This window comes from Campylobacter sp. RM12647, from assembly GCF_020138135.1.
GTDB lineage: Bacteria > Campylobacterota > Campylobacteria > Campylobacterales > Campylobacteraceae > Campylobacter_E.
The window spans coordinates 23,207-44,072 of record NZ_JACGAS010000013.1 but is presented as its reverse complement, the minus strand read 5'-3'; the positions used below and the strand labels follow the sequence as shown (position 1 = coordinate 44,072).

Below are 20,866 nucleotides of genomic sequence, written 5' to 3'. Positions count from 1 at the left end.
ACTATGAAAATTAATCTAGAAATTGAATTTATTTTAAATGATAATGTAAAAATTACAAAAAAACATATATTGCTTTTACAACAAATTAAAACAGACAAAAGCATTAGCAAAGCTGCTAAGAATTTGAATATTTCTTATAAAAATGCTTGGGATAGTCTTGATGAAATAAGCAAAGCTAGTGAGTATAATCTATTTTCAAATACTTCAAGAAAAGAAGGAAGTAAATTAAGTGCTTTTAGTGAAGATATATTAAAAAAATATGAAGAATTTTGCAATTTTAAAGCCAAACTCAATGATGATTTTACCTATAAACTATCAGCTCAAAATAAAATTAAGGCTAAAATAGTTGAGATTAAAAATGAGAAAAATTATATAAATCTAACTTGCAAATGCGGTGATGACTTAATAAAAGCAAATATTTCAGTAGCTGCTCTTACTGAATTAAATCTAAAATTATTTGATGAAGTTATATTAATAGCAAAAATTAATTTTATAGAATTAGAAAATAATAAAGAAAATAGCTTTAATGCAATTATTCAAAATATAGATATTAAAGATGAGCTAATTTATTTTACATTGAATTTTAATAACCAAATCATCAAAGCAATTGGTAAAAAAAATAAATTATGTAAAAATTACTCAATAAATGATGTAATTCAATTTCAAATTCCCGCTAAAAAAATCATAGTATCTTTATAACTTGTTACGGAATGTAACAATTTTTAATTTAATTTATAAAAATGTTACATTTTAGATAAGATTTAAATAAAATTATGTTAAAAACTTACTCAAAATCATAATTTTAAGGATAATTATGTTGGATATAACGCTTATTTTATTAGCTGCAGGTAATTCTACTAGGTTTAATTTACCTTGTAAAAAGCAAAATTTATATATAAATAAATCCCCATTATGGCTATATTTAGCAAAAGAATTTGAGAAATTATATAAGTTTTCAAAAATAATAATTGTTTGTGATGAGCCTTGTTTTTATGAAGTTAAAGAGCCAAATTATATTTATGTTAAAGGCGGTAAAGAAAGATTTGAAAGTATTGAAAATGCTTTAGAAAAAGTAAATTCTCAATATGTTTTAATTACTGATGTAGCAAGAGCTTTTATAAATCCTAATGTATTAAACGAACTTATATTAAATGCTAAAAATTATGATTGCGTTTTTCCAGCTATTAAAATTGTTGATACAATTTATAATGAAGAAAAACAATGCTATTTAAATAGAAATGAACTAAGATTGGTTCAAACCCCACAACTTAGCAAAAGCTCTGCTTTAAAATCTGCGAATTTAAAAAATTTTACAGATGAAAGCTCGGCAATATTAGCAAATAATGGAACAATAAAAGCTATAAATGGAGATGAATTAAGCTTTAAAATAACTACAAAAAATGACTTGCAAAAATTAAAATTACTCAATCTAGCAAAGCCAAGTAAAGATATTTTTGTTGGATATGGATACGATGTGCATGAGTTTTGCCACTCTAATGTAGGGCATAAATTAGATGAAGATAATAAAAATGAAGAATTAATCTTAGCAGGTGTAAGACTAGGAAAAGAATATGCTCTAAAAGCACACTCTGATGGAGATGTATTAGCTCACGCATTTACTGATGCTTTATTTGGAGCTTGTGGCTTAGGAGATATTGGGGCTGCTTTTAGCCCTGATGATGATAATTATCATAACGCAAATTCTATGCAACTATTAAAACTTGCTTATGATAAATGCAAATCTTATGGATACGAGTTAATTAATGCTGATATTACAATATGTGCTGAAAAACCAAAACTCTTAAAACATAAACAAGAAATGCTAAAAAATTTAATCACTACCCTAAAAACAAGCAATATTAATATAAAAGCTACTACAACAGAAAAACTAGGTTTTGTTGGGCGATGCGAAGGTATAAGCGTAAGCGTAGTTGTTAATATGAAATTATTTGATTGGAGCGAGTATGAGAATATTAATAGTTGAAAATGAGATTTACTTAGCTCAAAGTATGGCTTTAAAGCTAAATGATGCTGGATATATTTGTGAAGTTGCAAATGATTTTAAAGATATAAAAAACAAATATTATGATGTTATTTTGCTATCTACTAATATAGATAATTTTTTAAAGGTTATTCAAAATCATAAAAATAGCGTTATATTATTGTTAGTTTCTTATGTGAGTAGTGATACAGTTAGTATGCCTATTGAAGCTGGAGCGTATGATTACATACAAAAACCTTTTATGATAGAAGAACTTATTAGAAAAATAAACTATTTTTATGGCTACAACAAGCTAAAAGCTCAAAATACCGCATTAAGTAGCTATATAAAATCAGTTATTGATTCAAAATTTCATACAGCAAAAAGATTAGTATTTCCAACACTAATAAAAACAAATAAGCAAATCTTAGCAGATAGCTATGTTTTTAATTATGTATTTTCTCATAATGTAAATATTCATTTTACTGATTTAAGTAGCTCATTTAACCTAAATAATTTATTAGTAGGAGATAGAGATATTAGATATTTTACAAATTTTCAAGTTTTAAAAGGCTCTAAATTAGAGCAAATTATCAAGCTTAGTAAAGGGCAAAATTTTATATTTCACACTAATGGAAATGCCGATATTGAAGGCTTTAACATAATTGAGCTAGAAGACAATTCAAATACACTAGCATTAGGAGAAATTCTAACAATTGATGATTACATAAAAAATATGATAATTAATTGGCAAAAAAGCTATTCTGATACAGAACTTAGTAAAAAATTAGGATTAAGCAGAAAATCACTTTGGGAAAAAAGGAGAAAATATGGAATCAATAAAAAATAAAATAAAAGAAATAAAAATTACTGAAAAAGAATTAAGTATATTAAGTCTAATTGAAATTAATTCTTTTAATACCAATGGATATTTACCAAATAAAGAAGAAGTTTTTAAAGAATTTAATTCCGCCACAATTGATAAAAATATATCAGCCTGTACTTTGGCTTTTTCTCCTAATTACGAATTAAATAATGATATTAAAAACTATCAATGCAACAATGAAGTTGCTTTAATATTAAATGATAAAAAAGTAGGAAAAATCACTCAAGCAACTACTTTTGATAATGATAAAGCATATACAAATATATTTAGTGCAAATACTTGCAAATTAGATAAAGAATTAAATCCTTGCATAGCAGGAAAGGTTGAGATTTTTAATAATGAATTTAAAAAAGTAAAAACTGCTCTAAATAATAAAATCAAAAAAAATAATGCTAAGAAAATAACAGCCCTAATCCTAAATGCCGACCCAATTACAAGAGCACACGAAAGAATGCTAAGATGGACTATTGATAAGGCTGATTTAGTGATAATTTTCGTAGTTGAAGGATATGATACAAATTCTTTAAATTTTCAAGCAAAAAAAGAATGCTTTGAATACTATGCGAAAAACTTTTTACCACTTGAGAGAATTTTCCCTGTGTATTTAAAAAACATAGATTTATTTAGTCCTTATCTTGACCCAAATTACGAATGTTTATTGGCAAGTTCATTTGGTGCAAATAAGCTAGTAATAGGACAAAACCATCAAGGTTTAGGATTGTTTTATGATAATAATTTAGCTCATACAGCCATAGATGAATTATCTAAAAAAACAGGCTTAGAGCTAATAGTTTTACCTGAATTTGTATTTTGTAATAAATGCAATGTAATGGTAAGCACAAAATCATGCCCACACGGAGCTCATCATCACATAAAATATCGTTCATCAATGATTAGAGAAATGCTTCATTCAGGGCTAATCCCGCCAACCGTTTTAGTAAGAAAAGAAATATCAGCAAAGCTATTAGCACACTTACACCCTAATAGATTTAAAAATGTTCAAATGATTTATGATGGATTATTTCCAAGTAATGGTATTATAGAAAAACGAAGTGATGAAGACCTTTATAAAGAGCTAATTACTTTATATCAAACAAGTTATATGATTTAAGGAGATTTTATGAATAATTTTAATGAATTTTGTGAAAAAGTTCAAAGTGAAAAAGACTTTTTTAAACCACTTGCGTTTGCTTTAGGAGTTGGGTATTTCGGACAAAAAAGCAAAGAATTAATTTATATTGATTTTGCAAATGTAAATTATATGCAAAATTTCGGCACTTTTGCTGTGTATTTTAAAGAATTAGCACTAAATAATTACAAAAATGAAAGTGAGTTTTGTATCGAGCTTAAAGAAGAGCAAATCAAAAATATCTTAAAACATTTTGAATGCTTTGAAAACGATGGCAAAAGACACGAAAATATAATAAGTCTAAAAGCAGCTTTAAAAAATATAAAAAATGAAAGATTTTTCCTAGTTGCACTAAATAGTGATGAAGCACCTAAAAGTATTGCTAGTGTTTATTTAAAACTACATTTATTATCAAGACAATTCGTAAAACCAAGAGAGATTAATCTAAATGGAGCTTTTGGACTATTAAAAAATCTTGCTTGGAGCAATTCAAAACCTTATGAATTAGAATATTTAAGAGAATTTGAAGCTGAATTAAAATTTAGCAAAACTTATCCTGAAATTGATTTTGTAGATAAATTCCCAAGATATTTACAAACAATAATCCCAGCTGATAATACAAGGATTTTAGATACTTCTAAGGTTAGATTAGGAGCACATTTAGCTAATGGAACAACGATTATGCCAGGTGCAAGTTATGTGAATTTTAACGCAGGAACTCTAGGTTCAGTGATGTGTGAAGGTAGAATTTCAAGCTCTGCAATAGTAGGCGAAGGTAGTGATGTTGGCGGTGGTGCAAGTATTTTAGGAGTATTAAGCGGGACTGATGGCACACCAATTAGTGTTGGTAAAAGATGTTTATTAGGAGCAAATAGTGTTACAGGAATAGTTTTAGGAGATGATTGTGTAATTGATGCAGGTATTGCAATTTTAGGTGGAAGCAAGGTTGAATTGTTATTATGTGATGGACTTAAGAATGCAAATCCTAATTTTAATTTTGATAAAAATGTTTATAAAGCTAAAGAATTATCAGGATTAAATGCCCTACACTTTAGACTAAACTCAACTAATGGAAAACTTCAAGTAGGCTTTAATAAAAAAGCAATTAAACTAAATAAAGATTTACATTAAAACTAAGAAATTACGAGAAATCGTAATTTCTAAATATCACTTAAAATATGTATTTTATTGATATTAAATATAAACTTATAAATCAATAATAATATGCTTATAAAATTCTTTGAATTATAAGTTTATTTCTAGTTTGATATATAATTTTATGAATATAAAAGAATATAAAAACAAATTTATTTTACAACAACAATTGCTCTGCAATAAAAAATTTTATAAATATTTTAATTAAGCAAATACAATCCATAAATTTGAATACTAATTATTTTGTGAAGATTTAAAATATCTTAGCTTAAATTCTCTTAAAAATTTTAATATCTGTTTTAATAAAAAATTCTATCAATTTTTAACACATAAATTGATTTTAAAATCTATTTAGTAGGTTTTACAAAAATTATTAAATTACATTTTAAGGACTTTAAAAACATTTTATAAAATAAAAACCCTTTTTTATAAATCACTTATATTGTAAAAATTAAGCCCAAATAACGATTATAAATTTTGAACCTGTATTGTTTAAAGGTATTATTTTTATTCGTTATTAAGCAATACTAATTGTAAATTTTATAAGCAATTTTAAAAATAAAATATATTTTTATAATTTACTTATTTAATAATTCACCTACAAAATCACTCATAGAATAATTTTTATTCTCTTTAGTAATAAGCCATTTTGCTACATTAATAGCACCTTTAGCAAATATTGCTCTAGAATTTGCATTATGAATTAATTCTATACTTTCATCATCTCCATAAAATCCAACACTATGATACCCTGCAACGCTTCCACCTCTAAGGCTTACTAAACCTATTTCGTTATCTTCTCTTTTGCCTTCTCTATTAAAGCAAATCTTATGCTCTTTATTTAAAGCTTTATTTCTAGCTTCAAGTGCATTTTTTGCTAATGTTAGAGCTGTTCCACTAGGAGCATCAACTTTATGCTTATGATGTTTTTCATAAATTTCTATATCAAATTCTTTTAAAGCAAGTGCAGCAATTTTCGTAAGTTCATTTAATATTGCAACACCCAATGAAGTATTAGAAGCCCAAAAAAACTTACCTTTATAAGTTGTAGCTTTTTTAAAATATTCATCTTTAAGCCCAGTAGTTCCAACAACTAAAGCTGGTGGATTATCTAATAAGCTAGCTTTTTCAAGTAACTCAACACTAGCAGCAGGAGTAGAAAAATCTATTATAACATTAGCTTTAAAAAGCTCATTATAATCATTATTTTCCTTAGTAAAAGAATATACTAAATCAATATTCTCATCAGCCAAAGCTAGTTTTACTAGCTCCTTACCCATTCTACCATTTGCCCCAAATACTGCTAGATTTATCATTTTATTATAATAGTGAGTTTAATTTATCAGCTAAAGCTTGTTTTGCTTGAGCACCAATTACTGTATCAACTATTTCGCCATTTTTGAAAAATAACATAGTAGGAACTGAACGAATTCCAAACTCAGCAGCTAATTCTTCACAATCATCAATATTAACCTTAGCCACTAATGCTTTACCTTCAAATTCATTTGCTAATTCTTCAATAGCAGGTGCAAGCATTCTGCAAGGTCCACACCATGGTGCCCAAAAATCTACTAAAGCAACGCCTTTTTTAGCTAAATTAATATTTTCACTTGTTAATTCTTTTGCCATTTTATTCTCCTAAAAAAATATTTGTAAATAAAAATTATCATCTAACTTAGTTAATGAATATTTATTTTATTAAAGCACAATAACACAAATTACAATAAGGAAAAATTATGATATTTAGTGATGAAGAATTAATTGAACCTTGTTTAAATGTCCTAAAATCAAAGCTTCACATACTTCATAATGATGGTGGCGATTTGGAGTTTTTGGGTGTTAAAAACGGGGTTGTTTATATAAAATTACTTGGTGCTTGTCATGGTTGTGCTGCTGCAAATACCACTTTAAAATTAGGGCTTGAAAGGGCTTTAAAAGAACAAATTGATAGCAATATTTCGTTAATAAATCTTGAAGGTGGAAAGGAAGCTTTTGAAAAACTATGAAAGTTAATTTAGATAATTCTTACATAACAGATAATTCAAATGAATGTGAAAAAGGTTGTTATTTTTTACTAACCAATTCAAATTCCAAATACGAAAACGATGCAAAATCTAAAGGTGCTTTAGTAATTAACGAAGCAAAAGCAAGAGAACTTTTAAAAATCGATGAAAATATAAAAATTATAGGTATAACAGGCACAAATGGTAAAACCACTACCGCTGCTGCAATTTATTCTATATTGCTTGATTTAGGTAAAAAAGTATTTTTATGTGGAACTCGTGGGGCATTTTGTAATGATGAAAAAGTTGCGGCAAAATCTTTAACAACAGGATTTTTATTAGAATTATTATCGTATTTACAAATTGCAACTTTAAATAATTGCGAATATTTTGTAATGGAAGTAAGCTCTCACGCAATTGCACAAAATCGCTATGGAGATATGAAATTCACTGCTAAAATCTATACTAATTTAACTCAAGACCATTTAGACTTTCACGAAACTTTTGAAAATTATGCAAATTGTAAAGCAAGTTTTTTTCAAGATGAATGCTTAAAAATAATAAATCAAGATGCTTATAAATTTTCTTATAATGTAAAAGGTGCTATTACTTATGGTATAGAAAATCCTGCTTTATATAGTGTAAAAGCTTATACATTAATTGATGGTATTGAAGCAGTTTTTGCTGTTAAAAATGAGCTTTATGAGATTAGCTCTTCTTTAAAAGGCTTATTTAATATCTATAATCTTCTTGCAGCTTTTGCTTGTGTTAATGAATTAGTAAAACCTAATAAAGATGATTTAACTAATGCTATTGCTAATTATGCAGGGGTAATGGGAAGAATGCAAAGCATTCCTAATAAATATAATAAAGAAATAATAGTAGATTTTGCCCATACTCCAGATGGAATTGCTAATGTGCTAGAAGCAATGAAACATAAAGAATTAATAGTAGTATTGGGCGCAGGTGGTAATCGCGATAAAAGTAAAAGAACTCCTATGGCAAAAATAGCTAGTCATTATGCAAAAACTTTATTTTTAACAAGTGATAATCCAAGAGATGAAGAACCTATTGCAATTCTTAAAGATATGATAGATGGCTTAAGCGAAAACGAATTAAAAAATATAAATATTGTAATTGATAGAAGATTAGCAATTTATAAAGCACTTTTAGCTCAAAATAAAAATGAATGTGTTATGATTTTAGGTAAAGGTGATGAAGATTACCAAGAAATAAAAGGTGTAAAATATCCATTTTTAGATGAAAAAGTAGCACTTGAATGCTTAGATGAAATACACAATTATGAAGAAAAAATTAGATTGAAAGGTGAATATGTTTAAAGATTTTGATTTTTCTAAAATGCAAGAAATGTTGCAAGATGTCCAAAATAAAGCTAAAGAATTTGAAAACGAATTAGCAAATAAAGAATTTGTAGCAAAAAGTGGTGCTGGAATGGTAGAAGTTAAAGTAAATGGCAAATTTCAAGTAATTGATATAAAAATAGATGATGAATTATTAAAAGACAAATCATCTATGCAAATATTATTAATTTCTGCACTAAATGAAGCATTAGAAAGTGCAAGTTCAAGCACAAAAAATGCTGCGGCTGATATGTTTTTTAAGGCAGGAAAATGAGAAAACTTGCATTATCTTTAATGTTAGTAGCGACCTTATTTGGCGTAGAGCGACCTACATTTGATGATTATTTAGCATGTTATGAAAAAAATAAAGCAAGTATGTTAAATTACGAAGGCTTACCTGCTTTTGTGTTAGATGAAAATCTTTTAGCTGTAGTAAAATTACCTGATACAAAATTAAATTCATACATTAAATACGACCCATTTTTAAATCTTTATTTAGTAAGGACTGATTTTTCTTTAATAAAGCCAATCACAGATGATGAAACAACAAGAACTAGAAATGATTGGCTAGGAATTATTGATGCTAAAAAAGAATATATAGGACATTTAAAATATCTAGCTCAAGGTTTGTTTGAAAGAGATAAGCTTGATTTTAATACAAAAATTGGCTTATTAAATTCTCCTTGTTGCAAGGTTTTGGGTATTAGTTTATTAAATGGAGAATTCATAGGCAATCGCTATTTAAATCATTTCAAAAAATATAATGATGTTTATTGGGGCGATATTGGTGCTACATTTACTCAAAGAGGGGATAGATATTTTGTAAGTGGTATTACTTTTAATAGCAACTTAAGATTAAATGATGAAATCTTAAGCATAGATGATAAGCCTATAGAATCACTTAGGGCATTAAATGAAAGAATACTTTTTGCAGAAAATCAAAGCACTATTTATTTAAAAGTTTTAAGAGATAATGAAGAAATTAATATAAGCTCTGTTGTAAGTCCTAAAATATATGAACAACCAGTATTTACAACAAAAAAAGCAATTGTTAAAAAACAGATTTCAAATTCTTTAGGAATAACTTTAGATAATAATCTAAATGTAATAGGAATTTCAAATAAAAATTTAGGCTTTAAGCTAAAAGATAAAATCCTAAGAGTAAATAATGTAATAGTAAATACTAAAGCAGATTTTAATAAACAAATTCAACAAAGCGGTGTTTTAAATATATTAATTCAAAGATATATTAAAGACGAGAATAAAAACGGGGGTTTTCAATTCTTTATAACAATTAACAAAGGAAAATAAATGTTAGAAAAAATGTCAAATAATTTAAGATTTTTAAGTGTAGATATGATTAATTGTGCAAATAGTGGTCATCCAGGCGTAGCAATGGGACTTAGTGATATTTTAGCAGTGCTTAGCACAAAAATTAATCTAAATACAAAAAATCATATAAATCGTGATAGATTAGTATTTTCAGGCGGACACGCAAGTTCTTTAATATATTCGTTTTTACATTTAAGTGGATTTAATTTAAGTCTTGATGAGCTTAAAAATTTTCGCCAATTAGGCTCACTTGCAGCAGGGCATCCTGAGATTAAAACTCACGGAGTAGAAATAGATACAGGCCCACTTGGTCAAGGTATTGCAAATGCTGTTGGTTTCGCAATGGCAGCAAAATTTGCTAGTAGCAAACTAAATAATTCGTTAAATCATAAAATATACTGCCTTTGTGGAGATGGGGATTTGCAAGAAGGAATTAGCTATGAGGCTTGTTCTTTAGCAAATGTTCATAATTTAAATAATTTAGTATTAATTTATGATAGTAACGAAATTAGTATTGAAGGCGATGTAAAACAAGCATTTCGTGATGATATAAAGGCTAGATTTAATAGCGTTGGCTTTGATGTTTATACTATTGATGGGCATAATTTTGATGAAATTAGCAAGGCTTTAGAAATGACTAAAAATGCTGAGCGTCCAAGCATTATAATAGCTAAAACCAAGATTGGAAAAGGTGCTTGTGAATTAGAAGGAAGCGAGAAAACTCACGGCTCACCACTAGGTGCTGAACTAGCTTTAAAAGCTAAAAAAGCTGCTAATTGGAATGAAGAAGAGTTTTATATAGATAGCGAAGCTAAAAATGGCTTTGAGAAAATGTGTAAAAGAAGTGATGAGTATTTTGCAAGTTGGGATAAAGCAAATAAATTTAATGATGAACAATTAGAATTTATAGCTTATTTAGAAGGCAAAAAAGATTTAAATGTGGATTTTTCTAAACTTGATTTAAGTAAAAATTACGCTACAAGAGATAGCAACCACGCTTGTCTAAACGAAATAGCAAAACAAATTCCTACATTTTTAGGTGGTTCAGCAGACTTAGCACCATCAAATAAAACTTATCTAAAAGATTATGCAGATATTAGAAATGGTGGTAAAAATATAGCTTTTGGTATTCGTGAGCATGCAATGGGTGCAATTATAAATGCAATGGCAAGATATGGTTTGCATCCGTTTTGTGCTACATTTTTAGTATTTAGTGATTATTTAAAGCCTTCAATAAGATTAGCGGCTTTAATGAATTTGAAAGCATTTTTTGTATTTTCACACGATAGCATAGGAGTAGGAGAAGATGGTCCAACTCATCAACCAATTGAGCAAATCAGCACTCTTAGAAATATTCCTAATCTATACACTTTCCGTCCTGCTGATATGGCTGAAAATATAGCTTGTTGGCAAGTGGCTTTAAAGCTAAATAATCCAAGTGCATTCACACTTAGTCGTTCAGCACTTCCAAGCTTAAATACAAGTATTCCTGATATTAGCAAGGGAGCTTATTTTATAAAATATAGCGATAATGCAGAAGCTACAATAATTGCAAGTGGTAGTGAAGTTGCACTCGCACTTGAAGTTGCAAAAGATAAAAATATAAATGTATTAAGTATGCCTTGCTTTGAATTATTTGATAAAGAATTTGATAAATCTTTATTAAAAGGCAAGATTATCGGAATAGAAGCTGCAAGGTCTTATGAATTATATAAATACTGCGATGAACTTTTCATAATGGATAGTTTTGGCGCTAGTGGTAAAGAAAAGGATGTATTTAAATATTTTGGATTTGATGCAGAAAAAATAAAAGAAAAACTATAAGTTTAAAGGCAATTTATTTGCCTTTAAATTAATTCTTCAATCATACCTTTTATATTTGTAATTCCTAAAGATAAGCACTAATTAATAACAATCTAATTTTAGCGCTACAGAACTAAAGGCAATTTATTTGCCTTTAAATCAATTCTTCAATCATACCTTTTATATTTGTAATTCCTAAAGATAAAGCACTAATTAATAAAGCTCTAGCCTTAACATCACTTAAATATTCACTCATAATTACACCATTTTTAATCAAATCAACTTCAGCTCCAGCATAAGCATAGGTTCTAAGACCTGCTTTACCACTTTCACATCTACTTGTCATAATTATTGGAATATTTGCTTTTTGAATAATTGGCATAGCTCTAGCCATTACATGCCCTGCTCCATAGCCACTAATTACCAAACCATCATAATTATTTAAAGCATATTCAAGCATATCATTGTCAAAATCAAGGCACATTTTTAGTAAGGCTACTTTTTTAGTAATTTCTTTTAAAGGCTTTAGTTTTAGCCTTTTATAATTATTATTAAATAAATAAAACCTACCTTCTTTAATCTCTCCAACCAAACCACGATTAAAACTTGTAAAAGTTTCAAGACTAAATGAATTGCTTTTATGGATAAATTGTGCTGAATGAACGCTATCATTTAATACACAAAGCACACCTAAACCCCTTGCTAACTCACTATTTGCTAAAGTAATTGCATTGCTAATATTAGCTAGATAATCACTTCCTAACTCGCTAGGATTTTTCATAGCACCTGTAAAAATTAGTGGCTCATCTAAATCCCAAAATAAATTACAAAAAAATGAACTTTCTTCTAAAGTATCAGTTCCTTGAGTAATAATTACAGCACGAGAGCCTTTTTTAATCTCTTCTCTTGCAAGATTTAAAACTTCAATTAACATTGAAAAAGTTATATTTGGACTTGAGATATTGCTAAAAGTTATTGCATTAATGTCTTTAAATGAACTTGTTAAATCATCAGCATTTAGGCTAGGAATTGCTCCTTCGCCTAAATTAAGCATAGAAATTGTCCCGCCAAGAGATATTAAACTAAGCATTTCTTACACAATCTATTAAATATCTTACATTTTCTACTGGAATATCAGGTAAAATTCCATGCCCTAAATTAAATATATGAGCCTTATCTTTTGTAAGTTCTTTTATAATTTCAACGCCTTCTTTTATAGCTTTTTTGCTATAAAGTCTGCAAGGCTCAAGATTTCCTTGTAATACATAAGGAGTTTTTGCTGCTACTTGAAGTGGAGTGCTCCAATCAACACCTAAAACATCAATTTTTGCATCTAAGCATTCAATAAAACCACCTACTCCTTTAGGAAAAGCAATTATTGCAATATGTGGGTATTTTGTCTTTAAATAACTTGCTAAATCTTGAATATATTTCCAAGCAAATTCCAAATAAGCACTAGGCTCAAGTGCATTAGCCCAGCTATCAAAAATCTGAATAGCATTAGCACCTGCTTTTATTTGATTTTCGCAGTATTCTTTTAAAACTTCAGTAATTTTTGCTAATAATTTATGTGCTAGGGCTGGATTTTCATAAATCATTCTTTTACTTTTTGCATAAGTTTTAGAGCCTTTTCCTTCTATCATATATGTTGCTAAAGTCCAAGGAGCACCACAAAATCCTATTAAAGCTTTATTTGAAGCTAATTTTTCACGAGTTAATTTTATAGCGTCATAAACATAAGTTAATTTATTAGCTGCATTTATATTTAATTTTTCTACATCAATTTCACTTGATATTATCTCGTCAAAAACAGGACCTTCACCTGCTTCAAATCTAAGTGGTAAGCCCATCTCAAGTGGCACTACTAAAATATCTGAAAATATAATAGCTGCATCAAAATCTAGTATATCCACTGGCTGAAGCGTAACTTCGCTAGCTAATTTATAATCCTTACAAAGACTTAAAAAATCTCCTGCTCTAGCACGAGTAGCCTTGTATTCAGCTAGGTATCTACCTGCTTGACGCATCATCCAAATAGGCATAACATCACTTTTTTTTCCAAAACAAGTATCTATAAATATCATCTTTGCTCCTTAGTGTTCTTTAGATTTATTATCACTTTTATGTAAAGCCCATAATCCAAGGCAAATACACATAATACCGATTGCTAAATAAAGCATATCCATACTTGAGCTAAATTTTAAATTAAGTGCGTGTTGGAAAAAATTAACAACTAAAACCATAATAATAACTTTACCAAGCTTGTCTTTTAGCTCATCTAAACTATGAACTTCTAAAACCTTGCTTTGTTTATATTGTTTAAATTCTTCAACATCGCTTATAAATAATTCATATATTCCAAAAGAAAATATATAAAAAACTAAAGCCATTAAATATAAATCAACAGCTCCAACTATAGTGCTTACAGCTTCTTCGTGAATATCAATATCAGCACCTAAAAAATAATAAGTATATGTAACTTTTATGACCTTATACACATCAAAACTAGCAATAAAAAATAACATAAAAGCACCTAAAAGACCAAAAATAACAGGTAAGATTGTAATAAACCTAGAATTTACTAGGAATTTTTCAAAATATTTTTCTAACATTTATTCCCTTATTTCATAAAATCCGAATTGTTGATATTCGTGTGGTTTATTATAAAAATCTTTTGTAGTGCTTTGATAAATAGGACTTAAACTTAACTTAAAGTTATTTGAATTTTTATAAGTAGAATTACTTTGTTGTAAAAACAACCAATCTATTTGATTTTTGAAAAGTTCTAAGGCATTAAACCCGCCTTCAATCATTACAAATTTAATATTTTGCTCTTGCAATTCATCTTTTAATTTTAAAGGATTTTTACCAAAAATAATTTCTCTATTAGTTTTAAAAATATTTAGTGATTTAAAATTAGAATTTAAATCTTGAAAATATTTTGAAAATACTAATAAATTAGGTGCTTTTTTGCTAGTAGAATATCTAGCATCAAGCATAGGATTATCAAGTCTTAAAGTATTGCCACAAATTATTAAATAATCTATATTGGTTCTAATTTCGTGAAAATATGTCCTTAAATACTCATTACTAATACTACCTTCATTGTTATAATTTAGATTAATTGCTAATTTAAATAAAACAAAAGGCTTATTATCTAGCCAGAATTTAAATGGAGCAATTAATTTATCGCATTCATCTTGTAAAATCCCAAGATTTACTTTAATTCCAGCTTGTCTTAATTCATTTATACCATTTTGAGAACTATCACTTGAGCCTATATTTACTTCTTTAACTTTATATTTTATTAATAATTCATGACAAGGTGGAGTGCGACCTTGCTTACTGCAAGGCTCTAAAGTTACATAAAATACACTATCTTTTAAAGCATCTTTTCCATATTTTTCTAAGATTTCATTCACACATAATCTTTCTGCGTGAAATGTTCCTGCTTTTTGGTGTGCTTTAATACTTAAAATCTTGCCGTATTTATCTAATACTAGACAACCTACGGCAGGATTTGGATAAGTTAAGAATTGATATTTCCAAGCCTCTTTTAAGGCTAGGTTCATATAAAAATCACTTCCTAAATTCAAGTTTTTTAACTCCAATAGCTTTATAAGCATCAATTCCTGCAGTTATCTTGCCTAATTTTAAATCAATTTGCTCTATTAAGCTATTTTGTAAAGCTCTTTCGCTATCTAAGAATTCTAAAAAGCTGATTTCTCCTTCATTAAATTTAAGCTTATTAAACTCATAAATTTCTTCTTCTAGTTTTACTATTTCATCATAATCTCTTAATTTAACTTCGGCATTATTATATTTTAAAATAGCATCTTCTATTTCTTTTAACGCAGTTTTGACTACTTTTTCATAGCCTAATACTGCATTATCTTGAGCTAAATTTGCTCTAATTACTTGCTCATCAACATCACCTAAATTAAATAAAGGTTGTAACAAACTAGCAGTAATTGAGCCAACAGGGTCAGAAAATACATTATGTGTATCTCCACTCCAACTAACACCAGCACCTATTGTAAAGGTTGGAAAAAAGCTATCCCAAGCAATTTTTGCATTATTATGAGCTATTTTTACATCTAAAATTGCTTTTGCTATATCAGGACGATTTGTCATAACAGAGCTTGGTATAGTAGCTGGCATAACAAAATCTTCTATTAAGTTATTAGCAAATTTAATTGGTTCTTTTTCTTGATTTAATCCATAAACTAAAATATCTAAAGAATTAATATATAAATCTCTTTCTAATTTTAAACTTCTTAATTTAGTTTGATTTAGAGTAAATTGTTCTTTAGTTTGTAAAAGAACTGATTTTGTAATAAAGCCTAATTTATATTGCTCTTCTTTTAATTTTAAAGTTTTTTCATAGCTATTTATAAAGTCTTCTAAAATTTCTATTTTTTTATTAGTTGCTACAACTTGATAATAAAGTTTTGCAATACTAAATCCAATAGTTTGATAAGTATTTTCTACATCAAATTCGCTAATATTAGCACTATAAATAGCATTATCTTTAGCCTTACCAAATTTATTTAATAAATCTATTTCATAAGATAAATTAAGACCTAAAGAATGCCCGTAAGTTGGCTTTTGGTGTTTAATTAATCTCTCATTTGCATTAATGCCAAGATTAATGCTAGGCTCTCTTTTAATCCCAACACTTACTAAATTTGATTCAGCTATTAAAAGATTATTAATAGCTATTTTAACATCTTCATTATTTTCCATAGCAATCTCAATCAAACGATTAAGATTTTCATCTTTGCCTAAGCTTCTCCAATCTTTAATTTCAAATTTAGTATTATTATCTAAATTATTTGGAGTTTTAAGCTCATAATTATTAACACTAGAGCAAGCAGCTAAAAATAAAGCTGCGATTGCTGATATTAAAAGCTTATTCATTAATTTGCTTTCCTTTCTTTTTAAAAACCTTATCATTTAAACTCTCTAGTAAATAGAAAAATAAAGGCACAAATAAAATAGATATACTAGAAGCTATAATAATACCACCAACTAGCCCTGTGCTAAGTGAGTGTCTAGCAGCACTACCTGAACCTTCGCTAAATACTAAAGGTAAAATACCAAAACCAAACGCTAAAGAAGTCATAATAATAGGTCTAAATCTAAGTTTTGCCGCCTTTATAGCTGCATCATAAGTGCTTAAGCCGTGTTTGTATTTTTCTTCCATAGCAAATTCAACAATTAATATAGCATTTTTTGCACTAAGACCAATTAACAATAATAAACCTATTTGAAAATATATGTCATTTTGCATACCCCTTAAATAAGTTGCTGCTAAACTTCCAAATACTGCAAAAGGAACTGCCGTAATTACTGCAAGTGGCATTAACCATCTTTCATATTGAGCTGCAAGTATTAAAAATACAAATACCATACCTAATGCAAATGCAGTAGAACCACTACCACTAGCATTTACTTCTTCATAAGAACTTCCTGCCCAAGCATAAGAATATTCATCTTTATTCATAGTTTCATTAAATACTTCAACTATAGCATTAATAGCATCTCCACTAGTATATCCTGGAGCTGGCGAAGCTGTAACTTTTGCAGCTGGGAAAAGGTTAAATCTAGTTACTGAAAACGCTGCTACACTTGGCTTAATATCAACAACACTAGCTAAAGATATACTTTTGCCTTCACTATTTTTAACATAAATATTTTCAAGACTTGTTCTTTTATTTCTAAATTCTTCATCGCCTCTTACATTTACTTGGAAATTTTTACCTAAAGCAGTAAAATCATTCACATAAACAGAACCAAAAATTAAATTTAAATTTGAATATATATCACTTAAACTAAGCCCTAAAATTTTAGCTTTTTTCTCATCAACACTTACTTTTAACTCAGGATAATCAGTGTTTAAAGTCGTTCTTGCTTGAGTTAATTCAGGTCTTTTTGATGCTGCTGCAAGTAAAGTATCTATATCTTTTTTAATTTCTTCATAACTTTTACCTGATTTATTTTGCACATACATTTCAAATCCGCCTGTTAAAGAAAGCCCCATAATCGGTGGTGGATTTAAGAAAAATGCAAAACCATCAGGGTCAAGCCACATATTTTTCATCCAAGTATTAGCTAAATTTTCACTATCTCCATTAATACCTAAATCTTTTCTATCTTTATAATCTTTTAATGTAATAAATGAAATTCCAGCACTTGGAGAAAGAGCTGAACTCTCTACATCAAATCCATTTAAAGAAATCATACTTTCTACTGCAGGATTATTCTTAACCATATCATAGATTTTATTATTAAAGGCTAGAGTTTTATCTAGGTTGCTAGAAGATTTTAATTGTGATAAAACTAATACAGCACCCTTATCTTCGCTAGGAACAAGTGAGCTAGGAATAATTTTTAGTAAGGCAAAAATTCCATAAAAGAATATAGCAACTACTATTAAACTTGGAATTACATGTCTTAAAACTTTTGCAACTGCACTACCAAAAATATTAATACTCCAATCAAAAAAGTCATTAAATTTTTTAACTAAATAAAAAGGCTTATCTTCATGGTCTTTTAATAATATACCGCATAATGCAGGAGTTAGCGTTAATGCAACAAAACCTGAAATACAAACAGAAATTACAAGAGTAATTGCAAATTGTCTTTGAATTTGCCCTACAAATCCATCTAAAAATGATACAGGAATAAATACCGCACTTAATACTAAAACGATAGAAATTACAGGTCCGGTTACTTCATCCATTGCCATTTTAGTAGCTGCTTTTACATCTTTTGTAATACCACTTCTAAACACACGCTCAACATTTTCTACAACAACAATAGCATCATCAACAACAATGCCGATTGCTAAAACTAAAGCAAATAATGTAATAAGATTGATTGTAAAACCAAAAACATAAAGGAAAGCAAAAGTTCCAAGTAAAGAAACCGGCACAGCAATTAATGGAATAATAGTTGCACGAAGGTTTTTTAAGAACATATACATAACTATTAAAACAAGTAAAATAGCTTCAACAAATGTTTGAACAACTTCGCTTATACTATCTTTTACGAAATCGGTAGTATCATAAGGCATACTATAAGCAACACCACTTGGGAAGAATTTGCTTAGCTCTTCTAATTTTTCTTGCACAGCTTTAGCTACTGCTATAGCATTTGCACCTGATTTTAAATTAATCATCATAGGAACCATTTTTTTACCATTATTGAGTCCGGCAAAACCATAGTTTTTAGTTCCTATCTCTACTCTTGCTATATCTTTTAAATATAAAATATTTCCATTTGGAAGTGCTTTTATTATGATATTTTCAAAATCACTTACCTTACTAAGCTTACCTTTAGCACTCATTGTATAAACAAATGGACTAATTTCTTTCATAGGTAAATCGCCTATCGTTCCTGTTGGATATTGTGAGTTTTGTTCTCTTATAGCTGCACTTACAACAGCTGGATTTAAATCATATTTATTAAGCTTTTCTGAATCAAGCCAAATTCTCATAGAATAATCTTTAGCTCCAATTACTTCAGCACTACCAATACCTTCTAATCTCTTTAACTCTTCAGCCACATTTAATGTAGCATAGTTACTTAGATAAGTTTCATCACGGCTATCATCAGGAGAATAAAACGAAACAACAGCTAAAATATTTGAGCTAGTCTCATCAACACTAACACCTAATTTTTTAACTTCTTCAGGCATTTTTGCTTGAACGCTTTGAACTTTATTATTAACATCAATTAATGCTTTTGATGGGTCTTTTCCAACCTTAAAATAAACATTTAAAAACATTAAACCACTTGAACTTGAGCTTGAAGTTATATAAATCATATCTTCAACACCATTAATTGCGTCTTCAAGAATACTTGCTACATTTTGAGAAAGCGTAGCTGCATCAACGCCAGAATAATTAGCAGTTACCCTAACCGTTGGAGATGTTACATTAGGATATTCTTCAATAGGCAAACCCTTCATTCCTAAAATACCAGCAATAGTAATTATAATTGAAACAACTATCGCAAATACTGGTCTATATATAAAAAACTTAGAAAACATTATTGTTCCTTAGTCTGCTCTTTAGGAGCTTGCTTTTGCATCATCGCACCAAATTCTGCCTTAGTTGCTATTTTTGCGCCAGGATAAATCTTTTTATAATTATTTAAAATCAATTCATCATCAACTTTTAAATCACTTGTTTTTGCATCAATTACGGCAATTTTCTCATCATCAAAAATTGTTTTAACATGAATTTGTTTTGTTATATTTTTGTCTTTAACAAATACATAATATCCATCAATATCTTGTAATAAATTTTCTCTACTAATTACAAAAGAATCATTTTGCATAATATTGCTTAGTTTAAGACTAACAAAGGTTCCTGCACTTAATTCTTGATTAGTATTTTCAAAAACCGCATAAGCTTTAGTGCTTGCTAATTCATTATAATTTGATATAAACTCAACTTTACCTTCATAAGTCTTACCATTTAAAGTAAAATTAGCTTTTGCACTTTTTAAATCATTATTATTTCTTTTAATTTGTTCCATATTTGTATCTGATATAAAAAATGTAGCTTTTAAAGTATTTTGATCTACAATTTTTACTAATTGAGTATTATTTGCATTAGCATAGCTTCCAGCATCAACTAACGAAGCTTGCACATATCCATCAAATGGAGCTTTTACATTAGTATAATCATAGTTTAATTTAGCTATCTTATAAGCTGCATTGGCTTTATCTAAACTAGCTTTTGCACTTTTAAAGGCTGCTTCTTTTGTATCAAATTCTTTTTGACTAACTGCTTTTTTAGCATATAAGTCTTTAGTTCTATTATAATCAGTATTAGCGTTTTCGTAGTTTGCTTTAGCAACACCAACATCAGCTAACGCTAAATCCAAACTAGCTTTATATTGCTCATCATCAATTTTATATAAAATTGTTCCCTTTTTTACAAAATCACCATCTTTAAATAATATTTTTTTAATCTCACCAGATACTTTTGGCAAAACTATTACATCTTTATTAGCTTCTAATTTCGCTGCATATTGATAATAAATTTCAGCATTTTCTAAACTTACTTTTTTAATATCTACAATAGAAGGTGGCATTTCTTGCTGCTTTTGCTCTACCTTGTCATTGCAAGCTGTAAATAATAATAAGCTAGCAACGAAACTTAATTTAATAAGTCTTTTCATAAATCTTCCTTGTTGTAATTT

The 20,866-nt window shown here is 28.2% G+C and carries 19 protein-coding genes; 10 read left to right on the top strand and 9 right to left on the bottom strand.

All coding sequences use genetic code 11. From position 1 onward, the window contains the following. Window positions 1-3 precede the first annotated feature (3 nt). The 5 genes from AVBRAN12647_RS06095 to AVBRAN12647_RS06075 all read left to right on the top strand — a co-directional run bounded on the left by AVBRAN12647_RS06095 (window position 4) and on the right by AVBRAN12647_RS06075 (window position 5,127). Entirely contained in the window at window positions 4-699 is a 696-nt protein-coding gene (locus AVBRAN12647_RS06095; protein WP_336614848.1) for a molybdenum-dependent transcriptional regulator, read from the top strand. A 115-nt stretch (window positions 700-814) separates the two neighbouring features. Next, window positions 815-1,984 carry a 2-C-methyl-D-erythritol 2,4-cyclodiphosphate synthase gene (gene ispF, locus AVBRAN12647_RS06090; protein ID WP_336607324.1) on the top strand — a complete coding sequence of 390 codons (1,170 nt, stop codon included), beginning with the start codon at window positions 815-817 and terminating at the stop codon, window positions 1,982-1,984. Next, complete coding sequence (locus AVBRAN12647_RS06085; protein WP_214117208.1) at window positions 1,965-2,831, top strand: response regulator; 867 nt, start codon at window positions 1,965-1,967, stop codon at window positions 2,829-2,831. The genes ispF and AVBRAN12647_RS06085 overlap by 20 nt, the downstream gene beginning before the upstream one ends. Beyond that, complete coding sequence (locus tag AVBRAN12647_RS06080; protein WP_214150510.1) at window positions 2,812-3,978, top strand: sulfate adenylyltransferase; 1,167 nt, start codon at window positions 2,812-2,814, stop codon at window positions 3,976-3,978. Before AVBRAN12647_RS06085 ends, AVBRAN12647_RS06080 begins: the two co-directional genes overlap by 20 nt. Window positions 3,979-3,987: 9 nt before the next feature. Then, window positions 3,988-5,127, top strand: coding sequence for a tetrahydrodipicolinate N-succinyltransferase N-terminal domain-containing protein (locus AVBRAN12647_RS06075; protein WP_214117213.1), 1,140 nt, complete (start codon window positions 3,988-3,990; stop codon window positions 5,125-5,127). Window positions 5,128-5,729: 602 nt separating this feature from the next. Here the strand turns inward: AVBRAN12647_RS06075 and dapB are convergent. Together dapB and trxA are read right to left on the bottom strand one after the other, a co-directional pair. Then, complete coding sequence (gene dapB, locus AVBRAN12647_RS06070; RefSeq protein WP_336614847.1) at window positions 5,730-6,467, bottom strand: 4-hydroxy-tetrahydrodipicolinate reductase; 738 nt, start codon at window positions 6,465-6,467, stop codon at window positions 5,730-5,732. A gap of 4 nt (window positions 6,468-6,471) precedes the next feature. Further along, complete coding sequence (trxA, locus tag AVBRAN12647_RS06065; protein WP_214117217.1) at window positions 6,472-6,780, bottom strand: thioredoxin; 309 nt, start codon at window positions 6,778-6,780, stop codon at window positions 6,472-6,474. Between the two features lie 104 nt (window positions 6,781-6,884). On the opposite strand from trxA, the gene AVBRAN12647_RS06060 reads away from it, so the two are divergent. From AVBRAN12647_RS06060 to AVBRAN12647_RS06040, 5 genes are read left to right on the top strand one after another with little or no spacing between them, the layout of a single operon-like run. After that, window positions 6,885-7,157, top strand: coding sequence for a NifU family protein (locus AVBRAN12647_RS06060; RefSeq protein WP_214117289.1), 273 nt, complete (start codon window positions 6,885-6,887; stop codon window positions 7,155-7,157). After that, window positions 7,154-8,494: a UDP-N-acetylmuramoyl-L-alanyl-D-glutamate--2,6-diaminopimelate ligase gene (locus AVBRAN12647_RS06055; protein WP_336614846.1), complete on the top strand. Its 1,341-nt coding sequence runs from the start codon at window positions 7,154-7,156 to the stop codon at window positions 8,492-8,494. Before AVBRAN12647_RS06060 ends, AVBRAN12647_RS06055 begins: the two co-directional genes overlap by 4 nt. Next, the gene (locus tag AVBRAN12647_RS06050) at window positions 8,487-8,789 is read left to right on the top strand and encodes a YbaB/EbfC family nucleoid-associated protein (RefSeq protein ID WP_214117222.1); all 303 of its coding nucleotides are present in this window, start codon (window positions 8,487-8,489) and stop codon (window positions 8,787-8,789) included. Before AVBRAN12647_RS06055 ends, AVBRAN12647_RS06050 begins: the two co-directional genes overlap by 8 nt. Then, on the top strand, window positions 8,786-9,826 hold the full coding sequence (locus tag AVBRAN12647_RS06045; RefSeq protein WP_336614845.1) for a DUF7488 domain-containing protein: 1,041 nt from the start codon (window positions 8,786-8,788) through the stop codon (window positions 9,824-9,826). The genes AVBRAN12647_RS06050 and AVBRAN12647_RS06045 overlap by 4 nt, the downstream gene beginning before the upstream one ends. Beyond that, entirely contained in the window at window positions 9,827-11,671 is a 1,845-nt protein-coding gene (locus tag AVBRAN12647_RS06040; protein ID WP_336614844.1) for a transketolase family protein, read from the top strand. A gap of 133 nt (window positions 11,672-11,804) precedes the next feature. Here the strand turns inward: AVBRAN12647_RS06040 and AVBRAN12647_RS06035 are convergent, their stop codons facing one another. The 7 genes from AVBRAN12647_RS06035 to AVBRAN12647_RS06005 are packed head-to-tail and all read right to left on the bottom strand — an operon-like array spanning window position 11,805 to window position 20,845. Beyond that, window positions 11,805-12,740, bottom strand: a complete 936-nt coding sequence (locus AVBRAN12647_RS06035; protein WP_336614843.1) for an asparaginase — start codon at window positions 12,738-12,740, stop codon at window positions 11,805-11,807. Then, window positions 12,733-13,734, bottom strand: coding sequence for a uroporphyrinogen decarboxylase (gene hemE, locus AVBRAN12647_RS06030; protein WP_214117230.1), 1,002 nt, complete (start codon window positions 13,732-13,734; stop codon window positions 12,733-12,735). Before hemE ends, AVBRAN12647_RS06035 begins: the two co-directional genes overlap by 8 nt. 9 nt (window positions 13,735-13,743) lie before the next feature. After that, window positions 13,744-14,262: a YqhA family protein gene (locus AVBRAN12647_RS06025; protein ID WP_214117232.1), complete on the bottom strand. Its 519-nt coding sequence runs from the start codon at window positions 14,260-14,262 to the stop codon at window positions 13,744-13,746. Further along, window positions 14,263-15,222, bottom strand: a complete 960-nt coding sequence (gene ribD / locus AVBRAN12647_RS06020; RefSeq protein ID WP_214117234.1) for a bifunctional diaminohydroxyphosphoribosylaminopyrimidine deaminase/5-amino-6-(5-phosphoribosylamino)uracil reductase RibD — start codon at window positions 15,220-15,222, stop codon at window positions 14,263-14,265. A 7-nt stretch (window positions 15,223-15,229) separates the two neighbouring features. Beyond that, on the bottom strand, window positions 15,230-16,570 hold the full coding sequence (locus AVBRAN12647_RS06015) for a TolC family protein (RefSeq protein ID WP_214117236.1): 1,341 nt from the start codon (window positions 16,568-16,570) through the stop codon (window positions 15,230-15,232). Then, complete coding sequence (locus tag AVBRAN12647_RS06010) at window positions 16,563-19,706, bottom strand: efflux RND transporter permease subunit (protein ID WP_214119950.1); 3,144 nt, start codon at window positions 19,704-19,706, stop codon at window positions 16,563-16,565. Before AVBRAN12647_RS06010 ends, AVBRAN12647_RS06015 begins: the two co-directional genes overlap by 8 nt. Continuing rightward, window positions 19,706-20,845 carry an efflux RND transporter periplasmic adaptor subunit gene (locus tag AVBRAN12647_RS06005; RefSeq protein WP_214142574.1) on the bottom strand — a complete coding sequence of 380 codons (1,140 nt, stop codon included), beginning with the start codon at window positions 20,843-20,845 and terminating at the stop codon, window positions 19,706-19,708. The genes AVBRAN12647_RS06010 and AVBRAN12647_RS06005 overlap by 1 nt, the downstream gene beginning before the upstream one ends. Between the last annotated feature and the right edge of the window lie 21 nt (window positions 20,846-20,866).